Source organism: Lysinibacillus sp. COL-1 (assembly GCF_059814265.1).
The window spans coordinates 2,848,760-2,865,866 of sequence record NZ_JCAWSJ010000004.1; the positions used below are offsets into that span (position 1 = coordinate 2,848,760).

General features: G+C 38.1%; 19 protein-coding genes. 11 read left to right on the forward strand and 8 right to left on the reverse strand.

What is annotated here, in order from left to right; genetic code table 11:
- Window positions 1-344: 344 nt before the first annotated feature.
- Window positions 345-536, forward strand: coding sequence for a hypothetical protein (locus AC6BKE_RS22360; protein ID WP_058844127.1), 192 nt, complete (start codon window positions 345-347; stop codon window positions 534-536).
- 611 nt (window positions 537-1,147) lie between these two features.
- Here the strand turns inward: AC6BKE_RS22360 and AC6BKE_RS22365 are convergent.
- The 4 genes from AC6BKE_RS22365 to AC6BKE_RS22380 form a co-directional block, all read right to left on the reverse strand.
- Entirely contained in the window at window positions 1,148-3,352 is a 2,205-nt protein-coding gene (locus AC6BKE_RS22365; protein WP_342503612.1) for a peptidoglycan D,D-transpeptidase FtsI family protein, read from the reverse strand.
- Window positions 3,353-3,589: 237 nt separating this feature from the next.
- Window positions 3,590-4,195, reverse strand: a complete 606-nt coding sequence (locus AC6BKE_RS22370) for a superoxide dismutase (RefSeq protein WP_036120319.1) — start codon at window positions 4,193-4,195, stop codon at window positions 3,590-3,592.
- A gap of 175 nt (window positions 4,196-4,370) precedes the next feature.
- Window positions 4,371-4,850: a DUF456 domain-containing protein gene (locus AC6BKE_RS22375; protein ID WP_499858082.1), complete on the reverse strand. Its 480-nt coding sequence runs from the start codon at window positions 4,848-4,850 to the stop codon at window positions 4,371-4,373.
- A 67-nt stretch (window positions 4,851-4,917) separates the two neighbouring features.
- Entirely contained in the window at window positions 4,918-6,549 is a 1,632-nt protein-coding gene (locus AC6BKE_RS22380; RefSeq protein WP_036120325.1) for a Na/Pi cotransporter family protein, read from the reverse strand.
- Between the two features lie 194 nt (window positions 6,550-6,743).
- Between AC6BKE_RS22380 and AC6BKE_RS22385 the strand changes: the two genes are divergently transcribed.
- From AC6BKE_RS22385 to AC6BKE_RS22400, 4 genes are all read left to right on the forward strand, one after another.
- The gene (locus AC6BKE_RS22385; RefSeq protein ID WP_036120327.1) at window positions 6,744-7,262 is read left to right on the forward strand and encodes a DUF1189 family protein; all 519 of its coding nucleotides are present in this window, start codon (window positions 6,744-6,746) and stop codon (window positions 7,260-7,262) included.
- A 52-nt stretch (window positions 7,263-7,314) separates the two neighbouring features.
- Complete coding sequence (gene yqfZ, locus AC6BKE_RS22390) at window positions 7,315-7,659, forward strand: protein YqfZ (protein ID WP_036120330.1); 345 nt, start codon at window positions 7,315-7,317, stop codon at window positions 7,657-7,659.
- 105 nt (window positions 7,660-7,764) lie between these two features.
- Window positions 7,765-8,871: a flavodoxin-dependent (E)-4-hydroxy-3-methylbut-2-enyl-diphosphate synthase gene (gene ispG / locus AC6BKE_RS22395; protein ID WP_170829863.1), complete on the forward strand. Its 1,107-nt coding sequence runs from the start codon at window positions 7,765-7,767 to the stop codon at window positions 8,869-8,871.
- Window positions 8,872-8,883: 12 nt separating this feature from the next.
- A complete protein-coding gene (locus tag AC6BKE_RS22400) occupies window positions 8,884-9,456 on the forward strand; it encodes a 5' nucleotidase, NT5C type (protein ID WP_036120338.1) in 573 nt (190 codons plus the stop codon).
- A 135-nt stretch (window positions 9,457-9,591) separates the two neighbouring features.
- Here the strand turns inward: AC6BKE_RS22400 and AC6BKE_RS22405 are convergent, their stop codons facing one another.
- Window positions 9,592-9,720, reverse strand: a complete 129-nt coding sequence (locus AC6BKE_RS22405; RefSeq protein WP_255358828.1) for a hypothetical protein — start codon at window positions 9,718-9,720, stop codon at window positions 9,592-9,594.
- A 197-nt stretch (window positions 9,721-9,917) separates the two neighbouring features.
- Between AC6BKE_RS22405 and AC6BKE_RS22410 the strand changes: the two genes are divergently transcribed.
- The 6 genes from AC6BKE_RS22410 (at window position 9,918) to AC6BKE_RS22435 (ending at window position 14,400) form a co-directional block, all read left to right on the forward strand.
- Complete coding sequence (locus tag AC6BKE_RS22410) at window positions 9,918-10,403, forward strand: hypothetical protein (RefSeq protein ID WP_230593778.1); 486 nt, start codon at window positions 9,918-9,920, stop codon at window positions 10,401-10,403.
- Between the two features lie 217 nt (window positions 10,404-10,620).
- Window positions 10,621-10,962 carry a MerR family transcriptional regulator gene (locus AC6BKE_RS22415; protein ID WP_036120344.1) on the forward strand — a complete coding sequence of 114 codons (342 nt, stop codon included), beginning with the start codon at window positions 10,621-10,623 and terminating at the stop codon, window positions 10,960-10,962.
- 32 nt (window positions 10,963-10,994) lie between these two features.
- Window positions 10,995-12,332, forward strand: a complete 1,338-nt coding sequence (locus tag AC6BKE_RS22420) for a hemolysin family protein (protein WP_036120348.1) — start codon at window positions 10,995-10,997, stop codon at window positions 12,330-12,332.
- A 92-nt stretch (window positions 12,333-12,424) separates the two neighbouring features.
- Window positions 12,425-12,829: a hypothetical protein gene (locus AC6BKE_RS22425; protein WP_330493178.1), complete on the forward strand. Its 405-nt coding sequence runs from the start codon at window positions 12,425-12,427 to the stop codon at window positions 12,827-12,829.
- 125 nt (window positions 12,830-12,954) lie between these two features.
- Entirely contained in the window at window positions 12,955-13,404 is a 450-nt protein-coding gene (locus AC6BKE_RS22430; protein WP_036120355.1) for a helix-turn-helix transcriptional regulator, read from the forward strand.
- A gap of 261 nt (window positions 13,405-13,665) precedes the next feature.
- Entirely contained in the window at window positions 13,666-14,400 is a 735-nt protein-coding gene (locus AC6BKE_RS22435; RefSeq protein WP_036120358.1) for a metallophosphoesterase, read from the forward strand.
- 85 nt (window positions 14,401-14,485) lie between these two features.
- On the opposite strand, the gene cyoE is transcribed toward AC6BKE_RS22435, so the two are convergent.
- The 3 genes from cyoE to AC6BKE_RS22450 form a co-directional block, all read right to left on the reverse strand.
- The gene (cyoE, locus tag AC6BKE_RS22440) at window positions 14,486-15,436 is read right to left on the reverse strand and encodes a heme o synthase (protein ID WP_036120361.1); all 951 of its coding nucleotides are present in this window, start codon (window positions 15,434-15,436) and stop codon (window positions 14,486-14,488) included.
- A 312-nt stretch (window positions 15,437-15,748) separates the two neighbouring features.
- A complete protein-coding gene (locus AC6BKE_RS22445) occupies window positions 15,749-16,402 on the reverse strand; it encodes an alpha/beta hydrolase (RefSeq protein WP_058844801.1) in 654 nt (217 codons plus the stop codon).
- 38 nt (window positions 16,403-16,440) lie between these two features.
- Complete coding sequence (locus tag AC6BKE_RS22450) at window positions 16,441-16,998, reverse strand: hypothetical protein (RefSeq protein ID WP_058844802.1); 558 nt, start codon at window positions 16,996-16,998, stop codon at window positions 16,441-16,443.
- Window positions 16,999-17,107: the final 109 nt, after the last annotated feature.

Below are 17,107 nucleotides of genomic sequence, written 5' to 3' on the forward strand. Positions count from 1 at the left end.
CACCTAACGAAAAGAGACCACCCCCTCATTCATTTCACTATCTTAAGGCGCGAGGGTCTTCTTCTACTTGCTTCCTATAGGAAAGATGCTATAATAAGCACTTGTGTCAGGAAATATTTTATGTTGATGCAGTGTTGAAGGCCCCCTCCTTAATCGCGGGAGATCAATACTTGTTTTGCTTTTTAGCAGGTGTTCAAACGTCCTCTGCATCGAAATAAAGTTTCCGGCGATTGTTACAAATGGCAGGCACGAAAAAATCTAGACGTATTGTTTTTCTGAACAAAAGCGAAGCATCAGCGACAATCACGTTGAGGCTAATGGATGAGGAGAGTTTGACCTTTGTCATGAAACATGCAAAAGTACAAAATGCCGATTATTTTAAAACCTATCTATTACTAGTAATGGAACATCGGGAATATTCACTTCAGGAGGCGATTGATTTTATGATAGCTTCTTATTTCTATCACAATATAGAGCTTTATGGAGTAAAGCCAAGAGAGCAGTTTGAATTGGCTATTCAGCAATTATCTGTGTAAAGCTTACTTTAATAAAAAAAACCGCTAGGCATTCTCATGCCTAGCGGTTTCATAGTGTTGAAAAACAAAACCATCCATAGAATTTATGTGAAAGGTGAAAAAGGATTTCCGTTGCAGGCTACTTGCTTTCCTGTGGGCGAGCGCCGAGCCGCTTCCTCCGTGCAGGGGCTCGCCTGTCTCGCTATTCCCACGGGAGTCAAGTAGCCTTCCACTCCAATCCATAAAATAAAAATGTTCACTTTTTAGCAAAAAAGTGAAGGTATTCACTACTCTTTTATGGTGGGGTGTTGTCACACATCACTTCTCCACATTGAAAGTAAGAGGCTATCCTCTCTTATAATATAAATAATGGGCTATTTTGTTCAGGAAAAGACACTTTTGCAGAATGGCTGATTGGAGTGGAGCCAGCGTCACTCCTAGGGGATTTAGCGTCACAGAGGAGACCCTGGAGCGAACGCAGTGAGTGAAGCGGCTCATCAGACGCCCCCTGGAAAGGACGCTGGCGGAACGGAAATCACCCCCTCGCCTTACAAAATTGCTTATTATGCCGTTGACATTACCTTTTTTCAACAACATGAAACCGCTAGGCATTCTCATGCCTAGCGGTTTTCTTATTGTTGCTCATCCTCACCAATTTTCTCTTGTGTAACGGCAGGTAAAATTGGTTGTTTTACATTGCTATCTGTCACTTTTTCAGCTTGATATTTTGCTTTTAATTCAAAATACTTGTCTAAAGCACGTCTAGCAATGACATTATTTTGATAGTAGTGTGGAGCTAAGTTTGTATTAACCCATGGGATAACAACTGCATAGGCAATTTCAGGGTTTTCATATGGTGCAAAACCGACATGTGTTAAGTTAATCGTGTTTGTACCATAGTACTCTCGTAATGGACCATAATAAACTACCTCTGCTGTCCCTGTTTTCCCAGCAGCTGTATATGGAATATCCGCAAATTGAGCTCGTGCTGTACCGTGTTTACCAGTGTATACACGACGCAATCCTTGCTTTACATAATCGATCTCTTCTTTGGAATTATCAATTTGATTCAAAATAGTTGGTCCTACTTCTGTTACTAACTGGCCTAATTGTTTACCATCTTGAGATGGATCACGAACCTCTTTCACGACATGTGGCTGAATACGATAGCCACCATTGGCAACTGTTGAAATATATTGTGCTAATTGCAGAGGTGTATAAGTGTCATACTGACCAATGGCCAAGTCAAGCGTTTTCCCTCCCATCGTTGCACCTGATGGACCACGCACCCCACTAAATTCATTTGGTAAATCAATGCCTGTTTTCACACCTAAACCAAATTGCGCATAATTATTACGCATTCTTGGGAACGTATCGTCCTTTAAGCGTAATGGCATACCATAGCTATAAGGTGTTCCATTAAGCAGCAACGCAATTTTAAACATATAGGAGTTGGAAGAACGTTCTAAAGCCATTAAATCATCCATTGGAATATATCCACTACGGTTAAAAATAGACGTTTTAGGGTCTGTACCAGCTAATACAATAGGCTCATCTCCCATAGAAGTACCCATCGATATAACACCTTGATTGTATCCAGTAAGAACAGTTGCTGCCTTTACAGATGAACCTGCCTCATAAGCTGTTGTAAATGATCCATATGCATAGTCAATGACTTCATTTTTCCCTGTCTCAGGATTTTTTTCTATTTTCTTACCAGTCATGGATAGGACATCCCCTGTATTCGGGTCCATCATGATTAAGAAGGCGCGATCTAATAAATACGAGCCTGGGAGTGCTTTTAGGTTAAGCAGCTCTTCTTCCAAAATTTTCTCTGTTTCCGCCTGTAGCTCACTATCCATTGACAGGATTAAGTCTTTACCTGGCTCACCTTCATAGGTTGTCACCGTATCGACGACCTGCCCTTTTTTATTGGTAATATTTTTGACAACTGTTTTTTGACCTTGTAGTAGCTCTTCATATTGAGCTTCGATATAACTTTCCCCTACTCGATCATTTCGTGAATAATCACGGGCTAAATAATAATTCAGCTTCTCTTTTGGTATCCCTTTTGTTGGGACCGTTGTACGACCAAGAATCGATAGAGAAGATAATTTTACGCGTTTCCAATCTGTCGTTGTGTTAACTCCTGGCAGTTCCGTTAAACGCTCGGAGACACGTGCAAATTCTTCTGCCGAGACATCTTCACTTTTTATAATTTGAGGTGATAAATTATAACCAGATGTCATCTCTCTAAAGATTGCTAATACTTCTAAATCTTTCTCTGACAATTGCAAAAGTTCTTCATTCGTAATGCGTTCACGTACTAGTTTATCAATCTCTGCATTGATTTGACTTGTCGTAATATTTTCTTTCGCTCGAATTTTAGCTTCTTCTGCCTTTGTCACTTTTTCATAAGCCGCATCATGATTTTTGATAATCCAAAAATCTTGTTTATCACGCAATGTGACGCGTTTTGTTGGTTGTTCAATTAATTGCGCCAGCTTTTCAGCTATATTTAGCATTTCATCTGTTGTAGTCGTTTGCATTTTCGTATAGGTAATGGCATTTTCAGGGTGATTATCGACTAAAATACGCCCGTAACGATCATACATGCGGCCCCTTGGCACACTTGTATTAACAGGAACTTCCTCTTTACTCTCTAAAAGTCGTACATACTCTTCCCCTTTGACGATTTGCATATAACCCAGTCTAAAAATTAACATTGAAAATACGATAAATATTGCAAAGAAAAGGATATTCATACGAAATGTTAAATTAGAATGATGTTTTGCTTTAACACTCGCCGCGCGATTTTTTCCGGGTGCTTTGCGCATATGTATTCCCCTCCTCATCTTCTGATCATTTCAATACACGATACTTAGTATACCATTCGAAGGTATGACAGAAAAGCACGCACTTACGAAATCTTATGTAAAACATCATTTATTTGACGGCACTTTCTGAGGAAAGGTTGCTTTTTTTTATACTTTCCCTCACGCTTACTTTTCTATCCAATAAAAAAGGCTATGCCTTGGTGATTACTCACCTTTGGCATAGCCGAAGATTCATCATTATTTTGCAGCTTGGAATTTAGCTTCTACTACGTCCCAGTTTACTACATTCCAGAAAGAACCGATGTAATCTGGACGACGGTTTTGGTAGTTTAAGTAATATGCATGTTCCCAAACATCTAAGCCTAGAATTGGAGTTTTACCTTCCATTACTGGAGAGTCTTGGTTAGGAGTAGACGTAACAGCCACTGAGTCACCATCAACGATTAACCAAGCCCAACCAGAACCGAAGCGAGTTGTAGCAGCTTTAGCAAATTCTTCTTTGAAAGCATCGAAAGAACCGAATTTAGCATCGATTGCTTTTGCTACTTCGCCAACTGGTGTATTTGAACCGCCTGGAGCGATAACTTCCCAGAATAATGTATGGTTAGCATGTCCGCCACCGTTGTTGCGTACAGCAGTTTGTTTGTCAGCTGGAAGAGCGTCAAGGTTTGCGATTAAGTCGTTAATGTTCTTTTCTGCAAATTCAGTACCTTCTACTGCTGCGTTTAAGTTTGTTACATAAGTATTGTGGTGTTTAGAATGGTGAATTTCCATTGTTTTTGCATCGATATGTGGTTCTAATGCGTCATAAGCGTAAGTTAATTGTGGTAATTCGTAAGCCATTGTTAAGTTCCTCCCTAAAATAAGAAATAAATAGTACATCCTTAGATTATCAAAATTGGTCAAACCATTCAATGAAAAATACTTCAAATTGAAGATTTCAGCCTTTTGACTGAAATACCAATACGTTTACTATCTTACCCTTTCATCATAAACACTAAACCTTAAAAGTGAAGCATTAAATCGCGATAAAAAATACAATAATCATCACGATTTGAATAACAGCCTTTGCAATGGTAGATGTTAAAAAGCCTATTAGAGAGCCCACACCACTTTTCACAGCCTCATTAAAGGTACGTTTCTCAACAATAAGTTCTGCAATCACCGCGCCTAAAAATGGACCAATTAATATCCCTGCAACGGGAATAATAAATGGACCAATTAATAAACCGATAGTACTTCCCCACATTCCTGCGTTAGAACCACCAAACTTTTTAATACCGAACGCATTTGCCACTGTATCGGCACCAAATAATAGCACTACAAATAGGATTTCAATCACCCAGAACCACCAGCTCAGCTCTGCGAATGAGAAAAATACACCATAAAGCAAAAATCCGCCAACTAAAAATAGTACACCCGGAATAATCGGATACACTAAACCAATAAACGAAATAATAAAGCAGGCAATCACTAAGATCCAGCCAATAACTTCCATAAAGTTTCTCTCCTTTTACCGTGCATTGCCTTTCATACGGAATAACAAAGTGAAAAGTTTCATCTCGCTAATGACGAATGCCTAAAATCGAGTCGGCAATGTTTACTGCATGGTCTCCTATACGTTCTAGATTGCTTACAATATCCATATAAACAATTCCCGCTGCTCCACTGCATTCATTAGTGTTCAAGCGAGCGATATGTTTTTGACGGAGTTTATCTTCCATATCATCTATTAAGCTTTCTAGCTCTGTTACCTCCTGAGCTAAACTTAAGCTCGCCGTATCTAAAGCTTCAATGCTTTTCCGTACTGCTTCAATGGCTAAACTAAACATACCAATTAAATCTTGTCGTGCTGATTTACTTAAACTCACTTCATGATGATCTTTGTATTGTAGAAGCTCTAATATATTTTCAAAATGGTCTCCAATCCGTTCAAAATCTCGCACATTTGTTAATAAGGTATGGTGTCTTACTGAGTCTGCTCGAGATAGCGGCTGCTTAGACACCATGACTAAATAATCCGTAATTTCATTGTCGAGATGATTGAGGCCGACCTCTAATTGCAAAACCGTTGGAATATGTTCTGCTTCCCCCGTTTTCATATATAAAAACGTTTCTTCCAGCCCTCGCAATGCATGTTCACCCATTCGTAACACTTCCTCTTTCGCTTGACCAAGGGCAATGGCTGGAGAGGAATCAATAAAGGATGGGTCCAGATGCTTAGTTGTCACATTGATATGACCGTCATTTCCTGGCAGCAACTTCGTAACTAATGTTGCAAGTCCAGCGATAAATGGAAGTTGAATCATCATATTAAATACGTTGAATGAACCATGTGCAAGAGCAATTTGCATGCGAGGCTCTAAATGAAATAACTCACTTACCCACTGGACAAACTGTATAAATGGTGTAAAGAATAGCATGAAAATGATCGTGCCGATGACATTAAAAAGGACATGTGCGGCAGCTGCACGCTTTGCATAAATAGAAGCACCAAGGGAAGCTAATACCGCTGTAATGGTCGTGCCAATATTTTCACCAAACAAAATAGGTAATGCACTATTTAAACCAATTAAATGTTCAGCATATAACCCTTGCAGCACACCAACCGTCGCAGTAGAACTTTGCACCAATAATGTGAATACGGTTCCTAAAAATATGCCTAAAATCGGTTGATTACTTAAATGAAGCGTTAATGATGCAAAGTCTGCCAATTGATGTAGTGCCTGCATACTTGCACTCATTAGCTCTAGCCCTAAAAATAAACCACCAAAGCCAAAAAGAATCTGGCCAATATGTTGATACGTTGCTTTTTTCAAGAAAAACAAACAACCTGCACCGATTGCCAACAAAGGGTAAAAATAGATACCAATATTAATGCCAATAATAAATGCTGTAATGGTTGTACCGATATTTGCCCCCATGATGACGCCAATGGCTTGACGCAATGTTAAAAAACCAGCACTCACTAAACCTACAGTTATGACTGTTGTTGCAGAACTTGACTGAATACAAATCGTTACAAATATACCCACTAAGACACCCATAATCGGGTTTGTAGTAAAGCGATTTAACCATTCACGTAATCGATCATCCGCTGATTTCTGAAGTCCATCACCCATAAATTTAATGGAAAATAAAAATACCCCTAACCCACCTAAAAATTGAAAGAGTATGCTTTGCCAATCTATTGTCAATTGTTTTCGCTCCAATTCCTACATCTCTACTACTCTATTTGTAATCATTAAATGATTACCAACAAAAAGTAAAGAAATCCTTTAACTTCTTTACATAATGTTAACATTTTATCATCTAGTTCCTCTTCATTTATACTTCTTTCATATCCTGTCCTCTTTGAACATGTTAAAATATCGATTGGAGGAGATATAGTATGAAACACTCACAGCTTTTTATCGATAGTCTCATTCATCCTAAAAAACTAGCAGCCTATCGTTTATTACCTATTGGAAAGGTTATTCAATATACTTTTCTACTCATTACCATTGTGTCCGTATTTTCTTTAGGTCGCTTTGCAGCAGGTATGTCTGTTGATACATTTGATATGGATAGTTTAACTGGTTTAACGGAATATATAGAAGGCATTAAATGGCTCTTATATCCATTCACCTTCCTCATGCTTTTTGTTGTGACAACCATGCTCATATTTGCACAAATTGCTCTCTATGCTTTAGCTGGTTTATTTATCTTAAAGGCAATGAAGCGTCGAGGTGAATATCGTCACATCTGGCGAACAGCTACCTTTGCCATCACTTGGGCAACTTTGCTATCAATGCTAGCAGACTATTTACCAATTAACAGTACCATTATCACTGTATTCTCTTTATTGTTAACCATTACTCTATTAATTGTGGCCTTTACAAAATATCCAAAACAACCAATTACAAAATAATGTGCATGAATCCCCTCTCTTCTCAATATAGTGTAGAAAAGGAGGGGATTTTTTGCGCGCATTCATCTTAACAGCCATCATCATTGTGATCGCCTTTGTCGTCAAAGTAGATTTAACCGAAGGATCTATCCCACTGGCAGCTTTATCTACCAAAAATACAGAAAATAGTCTTTGTGAAAAACAGCGTGAGCCAAATTATATTACAGTACAAACGATTGAAGGTGACACTATCCATAGTTTATTTGCCCTACATCCTGCAAAAGTTCCTATGACCTTTCCAGAGCGCTTACAACTTTTTTACAACTTAAACCCACACTTACAATTACAAGCTCTCATTCCAGGTGAAAATATCAAGCTTCCACTGTCGTTTGAGCTTGAAAACAAATGTGGAAAATGAAAAGTTAGCGTTTCTTCCTTGTCCTTATTTTCCTACACTGCTAAAATAAATGACAGTGACGGCTGAAAATAGTGGCCCGAAAAGGAGAGAAAGTTAATGAGTGAAATTTGTCACCGTTCAAATACGCGTCCCGTACGTGTCGGTAACTTAACAATTGGTGGTAGTAATGAATTATTCATTCAAAGTATGTGTACAACCAAAACACATGATGTAGAAGCAACAGTTGCGGAAATTCTTCGTCTTGAGGAAGCGGGCTGTCAGGTTGTTCGTGTTGCTGTACCAGATGAGCGTGCAGCGGATGCGATTGCCGAAATTAAAAAACGTATTCATATTCCATTAGTAGCTGATATTCATTTTGACTATAGATTAGCATTAAAAGCCATTGAAAATGGTATTGATAAAGTACGTATTAACCCAGGTAATATTGGCCGTAAAGAAAAAGTGGAAGCTGTTGTTAATGCTGCCAAAGCGAAAGGTATCCCCATTCGTATTGGTGTTAATGCCGGCTCATTAGAGCGTCATATTTTAGAAAAATACGGCTATCCTACAGCTGATGGTATGGTTGAATCAGCTCTACACCATATTAAAATTTTGGAAGACTTGGACTTCCACGATATTATCGTGTCAATGAAGGCATCTGATGTTAATCTTGCTATTGAAGCTTATGAAAAGGCGGCGAAAGCCTTTAATTACCCGCTTCATTTAGGGATTACAGAATCAGGGACACTGTTTGCTGGTACAGTAAAATCAGCAGCTGGTCTTGGAGCCATCCTTTCAAAAGGCATTGGGAACACATTGCGTATCTCCCTTTCAGCTGACCCTGTAGAAGAAATAAAAGTAGCAAGAGAATTATTAAAATCATTTGGTCTAGCCTCTAATATGGCCACACTTATTTCTTGTCCTACATGTGGGCGCATTGAAATTGATTTAATTTCGATCGCAAATGAAGTGGAAGAATATATTTCAAAATTAAAGGTTCCTTTAAAAGTAGCTGTGTTGGGCTGTGCCGTAAACGGTCCAGGTGAAGCACGAGAAGCGGATATCGGAATTGCTGGTGCTCGTGGTGAAGGCTTACTTTTCATGAAGGGAAAAACAGTTCGTAAAGTACCTGAAGAAACGATGGTGGAAGAACTGAAAAAAGAAATTGATAAATTAGCAGCAGAAATGGAAGAAAAGCAAGCAGCAGAAGCAGCACAAAAAGCGAATGCTTAAGGAGGTGCTAGCATGAAAAAGCCTCGTTTTGGTATTGATATCGATGGGACTGTGACATGTCCAAGTACACTCATTCCACATATTAATAAGCAATACAATGTAAATATTACACTTGATGATGTTTGTGAATATGATTTTTTATCCGCCTTTCCACACCCTGTTGACCGCAGTGCATTTAATACATGGTTTAAGGAAAATGAGCCTTATATGTATGAAGTCTCTGAAGTGGCAAAAGATGCAAAAAATATTCTAACCGCTTGGAAAAATAATTTCGAGCTGTATTATATTTCTGCACGAGGTGAAAATGTAGCAAACATCACTGTCAATTGGTTTAAAACGCAAGCTATACCATACGATCATATCGAACTTCTAGGTAGCCACGATAAACTAGCTGCCGCGAAAAAGCATCATGTAGAAGCTTTCTTTGAGGATAAGCACGATAATGCGGTAATGCTGGCGGAGGAACTAAAAATCCCTGTTGTGTTATTTGACACACCATATAACCGCCTCACTGTTCCTGATAATGTTATACGAGTATATAATTGGCAGGAAGCCAATCAGTTTATTACAGATTATTTCAAATAAAGCAGAGTCGTGTTCAAACATGGACACGACTCTTTTGTTTAACTTGTCTACTAAATCGAGTGTTACCGTTTTTTCAACTTTTCAGAGCATGCTCAAAAAATTCGGACATCATTATCAAGGCGGCATTGATGATTGCTATACCTCAAGAATTCCTCGTAGCCAACGATCCACAAAGTTTTCAAAGGTAATACCATAATTATCATAAACAGCATGATAGACAAAATAAGTTCCTAATCGATCAAGCATTTCATCATTAATTTTCATCCAAACCGCTCCCTTTCTCTCATCATTTTACTAAATCTTCAGACTTATATACTTTCCAAATGCCGAACAATCAAGTGGAGATCGCATCGTTGCAAAACCGTCACAAACTGCCGCCTTCATGCCCTTTCTTCGTATTTTTCTTTTCGTTAAGATAGTAATAACAACTTACTAGACTGGAGGGACTACTTGTGAAATGGATGACGAAGGTAGCTTGTATAACATGCATCTGTGCTTTACTAACAGGCTGTGGTGATCGATTAGCAGAAATTAGAGATGCTGCTTCAGGCATCAATTCAGCGGCCAATTCCGCAGCTAGTGCAGTTAGTCGAGATGTCCATGCCATGCGCGCTATAGACATTAACTATCAAGATACATCTTTTACAGTTAATGACCTATTTAAAACTATTTTACGTGACATCCGCTGGGATTATGACCTTGAAAAAAATGAGCTACATGTGAGAGGCACTTGGCAGCCCCCACTATTTTCTGACCAGCCCTGGGATGGAGATATGAAAGAAAAGCTAGCGGAAGCGGGCTTTGTCACGGTAACGTGTAAATTCATTGATGATAAAATCGATAGTAAGCACACAAACGTCATACTTACATATAATGAGGAAATTCTCTTACAAGAAAATGGTGAGGAAGCACTCCATCACCTATACGATACCTATTTACTTCCCTAATCTTAGTAACGTTTCTACCAGTTAACAATGGCAGAAACGTTATTTTTTTATTAAAAAAATCTTACAATTTTGAAATATTGACGCCTATCATTTGAATATATTTAGACCATCACGTTATAATCAAAGTATCACGTGATGGTTTGGAGGTGTTTGCATTGGGACAGAGAAATTAAAAATTGGCGAACTTGCAGAAAAAACAGGCATTACTAAACGAACAATCGATTATTATACCAATATTGGTTTGTTGGATGCAGAACGTTCTGCAACAAATTATCGCTTCTATGATCCAATCATGATTGAACGACTTCAATTTATTGAACAACGCAAACAACAGGGGCTCTCACTCGTAGCAATCCAACATGAATTGAACATCACACCCTATGAAGAAATCGATGTACAAATGCTTCGTTTAAAAATGCAAGATTTAGAGCATGATGTAGCTTCATTGCTAGAGCAAATGAACAAACAAGATGATAAAAAAATTGAAACCATTAAGAAAAACGTTTCACCCGAAAGTATTGCATTAATGCAATCCTTACTATTACTTATTCATAATTAGGAGGTGACGTTCTGTTTTTACAGAACGACTATTTGGAGACCATTATAAACCTATCGATTTTTACCATTTTATTAGCTTTAACAGGCTTTTTCGTAGCAACAGAATTTGCCATTGTCAAGGTGCGCTCCTCAAGACTCGATCAGCTGGTTGCAGAGGGCAATAAAAAAGCAATTGCTGCTAAGCATGTTGTCCATCATTTAGATGAATACTTATCTGCCTGCCAATTAGGTATTACAGTAACCGCACTTGGTATCGGGATGGTTGGTGAAAAAACCTTTGAATTTATGCTTCACCCACTTTTTGAAATGGTCGGCATTTCTGATAAATATATGACGATCTTTACAATTGGTACAGCCTTCGCTATCGCAACGTTTTTACATGTAGTAGTTGGCGAACTAGCTCCAAAAACGGCAGCTATTCAAAAGGCTGAAGCTATTACACTTCTTTTCGCAAAGCCAATTATGTTTTTCTACAAAATCATGTACCCATTTATTTGGTTTTTGAACGGTTCTGCACGTGTTTTAATTGGACTATTCGGCATGAAGCCCGCTAGTGAACATGAGCTTTCTCATACAGAGGAAGAATTGCGATTATTAATGTCTGAAAGCTTTAAAAGTGGTGAAATCAATAAATCTGAGCTTAAATATGTGAACAATGTCTTTGAATTTGATGAACGTATTGCTCGTGAAATCATGGTTCCCCGAACAGAAATAGTTGGTATTGAACAAAATGAATCGTTTACCCATATCATTCATACCATTGCCGAGGAAAAATATACGCGCTACCCTGTATACGATGGTGACCGCGATAATATTCTAGGCTTTATCAATGCCAAGGAACTATTTACGCATGGGTTACTTGAACAACTTACAGACGATACATTAGTTTTAGAGGATTTCATTAATCCTGTCATTCGTGTTATTGAAACAATTCCTATTCAGGAATTACTTGTACGCATGCAAAAAGAACGAATCCATATGGCCATTTTAATGGACGAATATGGTGGTACGTCTGGACTAGTAACGGTTGAAGACATTTTAGAGGAAATTGTTGGTGAAATTCGGGATGAATTTGACGGTGATGAAATTGCTGATATTCGAAAAATCACAGATCATCACTATATTTTAAATGCCAAAATGCTTGTGGAAGATGTTGAAAATCTATTAAACATTACGCTGGATGCAGAGGAAGTAGAAACATTAGGTGGTTGGTTCTTAACAGTGAATAATGGCATTAAAGCTTCAAGAAATATTGAATTAGACACCTATCTCTTTAGCATCTATGAGCAACAAGGGCATCAAATTCATTATATTGAGGTTCGACCTCTACGAAAAAGTGCACCAGTTATCACAGAAGTACAATCAACATAAGGGAATGAAACTGGTATTTATTATTCCATTATTAGCCATTCCACTATATAATGGATAACGTAATAAGATTCTAGTTTCAGGGGGCAATACACATGACATTGTTTAAGCTATATCATTCAGATGGTATTCACATTATTACCGACGTAAAAAAACACAAAACAAATATTGAATTAAAAACGGTTACAGGAGAAATTTTATATATTATCGTTGTAACAGACGAAAATTACACAGTCTATGACGATCGTTTTGCAGGAGCTTCTAAGCAATTAAATTCTGTGGAAGCCTTCGATATTGATGGTAGTTTCCGCAGTTTAGATTTCGATAATATGCGTGCCTTATTTAAGGAGGCCTTTACAAAGCTATTACATGAGATTGCCTTATGTGTCAAAAATAAAGAAGAACTGGTGGATATTGATACGCTCCGCCATAAAGTAAGTGCACAGATTAAAGGCATCCATTTCCGTGTAATCTCTGATACGAAAAAATATGAGATTTAATCATCCAACAGACTGTTCCATTATGGGCAGTCTGTTTCATTTTTAATTCCACTATTGAAAGAAAAACACGTATCTTTACTTTCATGTATAATGGAACATAACAATCTGAAAAAAGGGGTGTTAGGATGAATCGTGAACAATTAATCACACTCATTTCAGAAAAACTGAAATTAATCCGTACAGAAAAAGCTTTTACACAGGATCAAATGAGTGATTTATTAGGACTATCTAAGAAAACACTTGTACAAATTGAAAAAGGCCGTATCCTAGCTGGTTGGACAACTACTGTTGCCATTTGCACTTTGTGTCGTGACAGCTCGATTTTACAGCATGAGCTTGGCGGTGATCCATTGGAGGTAGTAGATTTAATCGCGAATAACGGAACATTGCAGCCAAAGGAAAAAACAATGGGTGGATACATATGGTGGAAAAATATTCATGAGCACGATGGTTATAAACTACAGCAAAACGTTATCAGTCAGCATTTCCGCATTTTAGACAATAATAACTTTCGCCTTATTTCAACATTTGATGAACAAATCGTTAAACAAGCTTGGGACGAATTAATGATTTAATCTAATAGGTTAACAGTATAAGTATTCTAACCTGCTTCTGCTGTTAACCTTCAGCCCCTCCCCTCTCGCAAAACCCCCACCCCTGACAAATGAATAAGGAAATAAAATCTCCTTTCATATGATAAAGAAAAATAGTAGGAAGTGAATTATTTCTTCGACCATTCTATGTAAAAAGCCAGTAAAAGCTGGAAAAGTCGAAATTTGTAGAAGAATTCTCTATACTGAATAGTAATGCTTTACTATTAGAAAGGATGCTCGGAAATGAATCGAATACTAGCAATTAGTGATATACATGGAGAATTAGGGCTGTTAGAAGAATTACTTTTAAAAGCAAACTACGATCCACCGAATGACCAACTTTTTTTACTTGGTGATTACGTAGACAGAGGTCCCGCTTCTAGTGGTGTATTAAATTTGGTTAATGAATTACAAGCAAAGGGTGCACGTGTTTTGCTAGGTAACCACGAGGCAATCATGCTCAATGCCTGTCGTTCTGGCCTTGCTAAGCCATGGAACCATTGGGTCGGACTATGTGGTGGAGAGGCCACACTGGCAAGCTATGGCTACCAGTTGGAAGATTTTGAGGAAGCTATTGAAAACAATACATTGCCTAGCTTTATTCAAACATTACCGAAGCTTGAAGAACATTTACAACTAATTGAAACATTTGAAATATATATTGAGTTAGAGGATGCTATTTTTGTCCACGGGGGCGTTGTTCCTGGTGTCGCTATCGCAGACACTGACCCCATGCGTTTACTGTGGATTCGTGAGGAATTTCATGCAGGTTATAATGGGGATAAAACGGTGATCTTTGGACATACCCCTACGTATAATCTTCACCAAAATCCAACGGACTATCGTGTCTATTTCGGAGAAAATAACATCATAGGCATTGATGGTGGCGCAGTTTTTGGCGGACAGCTACATGCATTAGAGTGGCCAAGTCGCCAAATTATTTCAGTGGCTAATAAAAAACCAACAAGTAACGAATAACTTGTTGGTTTTTATTTTGAAGATTGTTTTTTCAAGCGAGCTCTATAAATCTGGACGCCATGACGTCTAGTCATCATTGATTGAATCAATATAACTTAAAGATAACCCCTACTAATGAGTATACAATGACAGTTGAAAATAGTATTGTCATATGGAAAAGTGAAAAGACAAACATTTTAGTAGCCCATTTCACTTGATCCGTATTACTATGATAGCCGTAAATACTCATCACTAACCAAGCAACACTTAAAATCAATGCCACAAGCATAATTCCAACACTTAACGAGCCAAATAAAAAGCTTGATAGAATCAATAAAACTAAATAAAAATTGGTTTGATAATACGTACGGCGCATTCCTTTGACAACGGGCAGCATAGGTACGCTGGCTGCTTCATAGTCTACACGTTTGCGGATCGCAATGGCATAAAAATGGGGCATTTGCCAAATCACCATGACAAAAAATAAACCAAGTATCGCAGGATGTGTAATATCTGTTGATACCGCAGACCAACCAATTAATGGCGGCACTGCCCCACTAATACTACCAATTTCCGTATTATAAATCGTACGACGTTTTGTCCACATTGTATAAGGGACTACATATAAAAACACACCTAATAGACCAAACGCAGCTGCTAATGGTGAAGCCAGTGCCAACACAGCTACCCCGATGATCAACATCGCAACGGCTAAAGATAGCGTCGTTTTTGCTGACATTTCCCCTGTTACAGTTGGTCGGCTTTGTGTACGAGGCATAATCGCATCAATATCACGATCATAGACATTATTAAATGCCCCTGCTGCTCCAATTACAAGGGCAGAACCGATTGTTGAAAAAATAATTTCTGGTATATTGTCCATTAACGTCATTTTATTTTTGTACATGCCTAGCGTTAAACCAGCCCACATCGGTATTAAATTGGATTTGATAATGCCAGTTTTGACCGTTTGCGCTAAAATAGCAGAGCGTGATGACTTCCCTCGTGATTTTTCGGAGGATTGCGGTTTATGCTCCGTTTTCAGATTTTGTTCCATTCATCTTAATTCCTTTTCTCCATAATTTCTACCCGCTTCCATCGATAGAAAGCGACAAAATTTGCATCTAGCACATCAAATTATTATTTTACCCCTTTTAGATTGGTTCTGTCTCTATGTTCACATAAAGTACATGTTTTCATCTAACCAACCACGCTCATTCACAACATCTTCTATGATACCACCGACTGACATGAATTTGAACCTTCTTGCCTCGATTCTTCTAATCACTATTGGAGAAAAATAATTTGATAAGTGATCTTTTTTCCATAGCCAAAAAAACCGAGACATTTATTTGCCTCGGTTGTCATTTTATTGAAGATCTTCTTGTAATTGCTGTGCTAAAAATGCTACAAGGTCACGAAGATTATCAGGTGTGACACCATGTCCATCTGGATATTGCTTAAAGGTTACCTTTGCACCAAATTGTTCAAAAATCTCCTTACTCTCCATGCCCCATTGAGAAGGAATGACATAATCATAATCACCATGAGAAATAAAAGCATGTAAATGCTCTACTGAGCGAATGGCATATTCCTCCGTTACAAATTTAGGGGTATAGCCACTTAAAGCAACGATTCCTGTCACTAAATTCCCCATGACAAAGGCAAGTGATTGTGCTAATACGGCGCCTTGGCTAAAGCCTAAGACGAATACTTTATGAGGATCGATTTGATATTCATCGATCGCTTCTAATATAAAACGTTGAAGCGCCATTAATACTTTATCAAAAATTGCGCGATCTGGTTGTCCCACCTCTTGAATCGTGAAAAAAGCATAGCCAGGATTCTGTGTAATCGGCCCTCGTAAGCTAAATATATGACATTGCTCTTGAAAATCTTGCACTAATTGTGGTAAGTCCTCTTCATGACTACCCATACCATGCAATAAAAAAATAGCAGGATATTTTTTCGTAGAATCCATTTCAGTTGGTTGTGTATGTTTAAAAGTAAATGGTGTATTCATTCAATTAAATTCCTTTCACGTAAAACTTCGTAACAAAGTTAGCATAATTTTGTTTTATTAATCAAACCATCTGTATGATAAGCAATATACCCATTTACAATACGAATTGTTTCTTCTGGGTCTGCATCAAAAAGTACTTTTGATTGCTCTGGCGTTGATACAAAAACAGTTAATAAATCCATCCGCATTGAATGACCGGCTGAGCTATATGCATAGTCATAAATGATGGCTTCCTCTGTCATGTTTTCCGTCTCATACTGCTTATGGAATAATTCCTTCGCTGCCTCCATTTGCTCTGCTACTTGCTGACGAATTCGCATCTGGTGCATTAATAACTCTTCCTCCAGCGCTGCAGGCTTTAGCCAATTTTTTGCATGAAGCATTTTTAAAAATTGTTGCTCCCAAGCCTGTTCATTCTCAGTAAAAAAGAGCATATTGACCATCAGCATATCCCAAAAGTCCTTAGTGGATGCGGCTGATTGTCGCTGCACGGCAATGGTTTCTTTAAAATGCTCTTCCACCTTCGTTATATTCATATTGCGAACTAAATGATTACATACGTTTTCAATAAATTTATTTGCCACTTCTTGTGCCATAAAAAAATCCGTCCTTTATATCTACAAATCATTTTCTTTCTTATCATACCATGATTGTGGAATATGGCAACGAACCTCTCTCAGCCGAAAAAAGATGCCTCCATTTACA

Bases quoted from the DNA above. Each gene is read 5' to 3' on its own strand.
- AC6BKE_RS22360 (WP_058844127.1), top strand. From the start codon at position 345: ATGAAACATGCAAAAGTACAAAATGCCGATTATTTTAAAACCTATCTA.
- AC6BKE_RS22405 (WP_255358828.1), bottom strand. From the start codon at position 9,720: ATGAAAATTAATGATGAAATGCTTGATCGATTAGGAACTTATTTTGTC.
- AC6BKE_RS22400 (WP_036120338.1), top strand. From the start codon at position 8,884: ATGAAAAAGCCTCGTTTTGGTATTGATATCGATGGGACTGTGACATGT.
- AC6BKE_RS22450 (WP_058844802.1), bottom strand. From the start codon at position 16,998: ATGGCACAAGAAGTGGCAAATAAATTTATTGAAAACGTATGTAATCAT.
- AC6BKE_RS22445 (WP_058844801.1), bottom strand. From the start codon at position 16,402: ATGAATACACCATTTACTTTTAAACATACACAACCAACTGAAATGGAT.
- AC6BKE_RS22435 (WP_036120358.1), top strand. From the start codon at position 13,666: ATGAATCGAATACTAGCAATTAGTGATATACATGGAGAATTAGGGCTG.
- cyoE (WP_036120361.1), bottom strand. From the start codon at position 15,436: ATGGAACAAAATCTGAAAACGGAGCATAAACCGCAATCCTCCGAAAAA.
- AC6BKE_RS22370 (WP_036120319.1), bottom strand. From the start codon at position 4,195: ATGGCTTACGAATTACCACAATTAACTTACGCTTATGACGCATTAGAA.
- AC6BKE_RS22430 (WP_036120355.1), top strand. From the start codon at position 12,955: ATGAATCGTGAACAATTAATCACACTCATTTCAGAAAAACTGAAATTA.
- AC6BKE_RS22425 (WP_330493178.1), top strand. From the start codon at position 12,425: ATGACATTGTTTAAGCTATATCATTCAGATGGTATTCACATTATTACC.
- AC6BKE_RS22365 (WP_342503612.1), bottom strand. From the start codon at position 3,352: ATGCGCAAAGCACCCGGAAAAAATCGCGCGGCGAGTGTTAAAGCAAAA.
- AC6BKE_RS22375 (WP_499858082.1), bottom strand. From the start codon at position 4,850: ATGGAAGTTATTGGCTGGATCTTAGTGATTGCCTGCTTTATTATTTCG.
- AC6BKE_RS22410 (WP_230593778.1), top strand. From the start codon at position 9,918: ATGACGAAGGTAGCTTGTATAACATGCATCTGTGCTTTACTAACAGGC.
- AC6BKE_RS22385 (WP_036120327.1), top strand. From the start codon at position 6,744: ATGAAACACTCACAGCTTTTTATCGATAGTCTCATTCATCCTAAAAAA.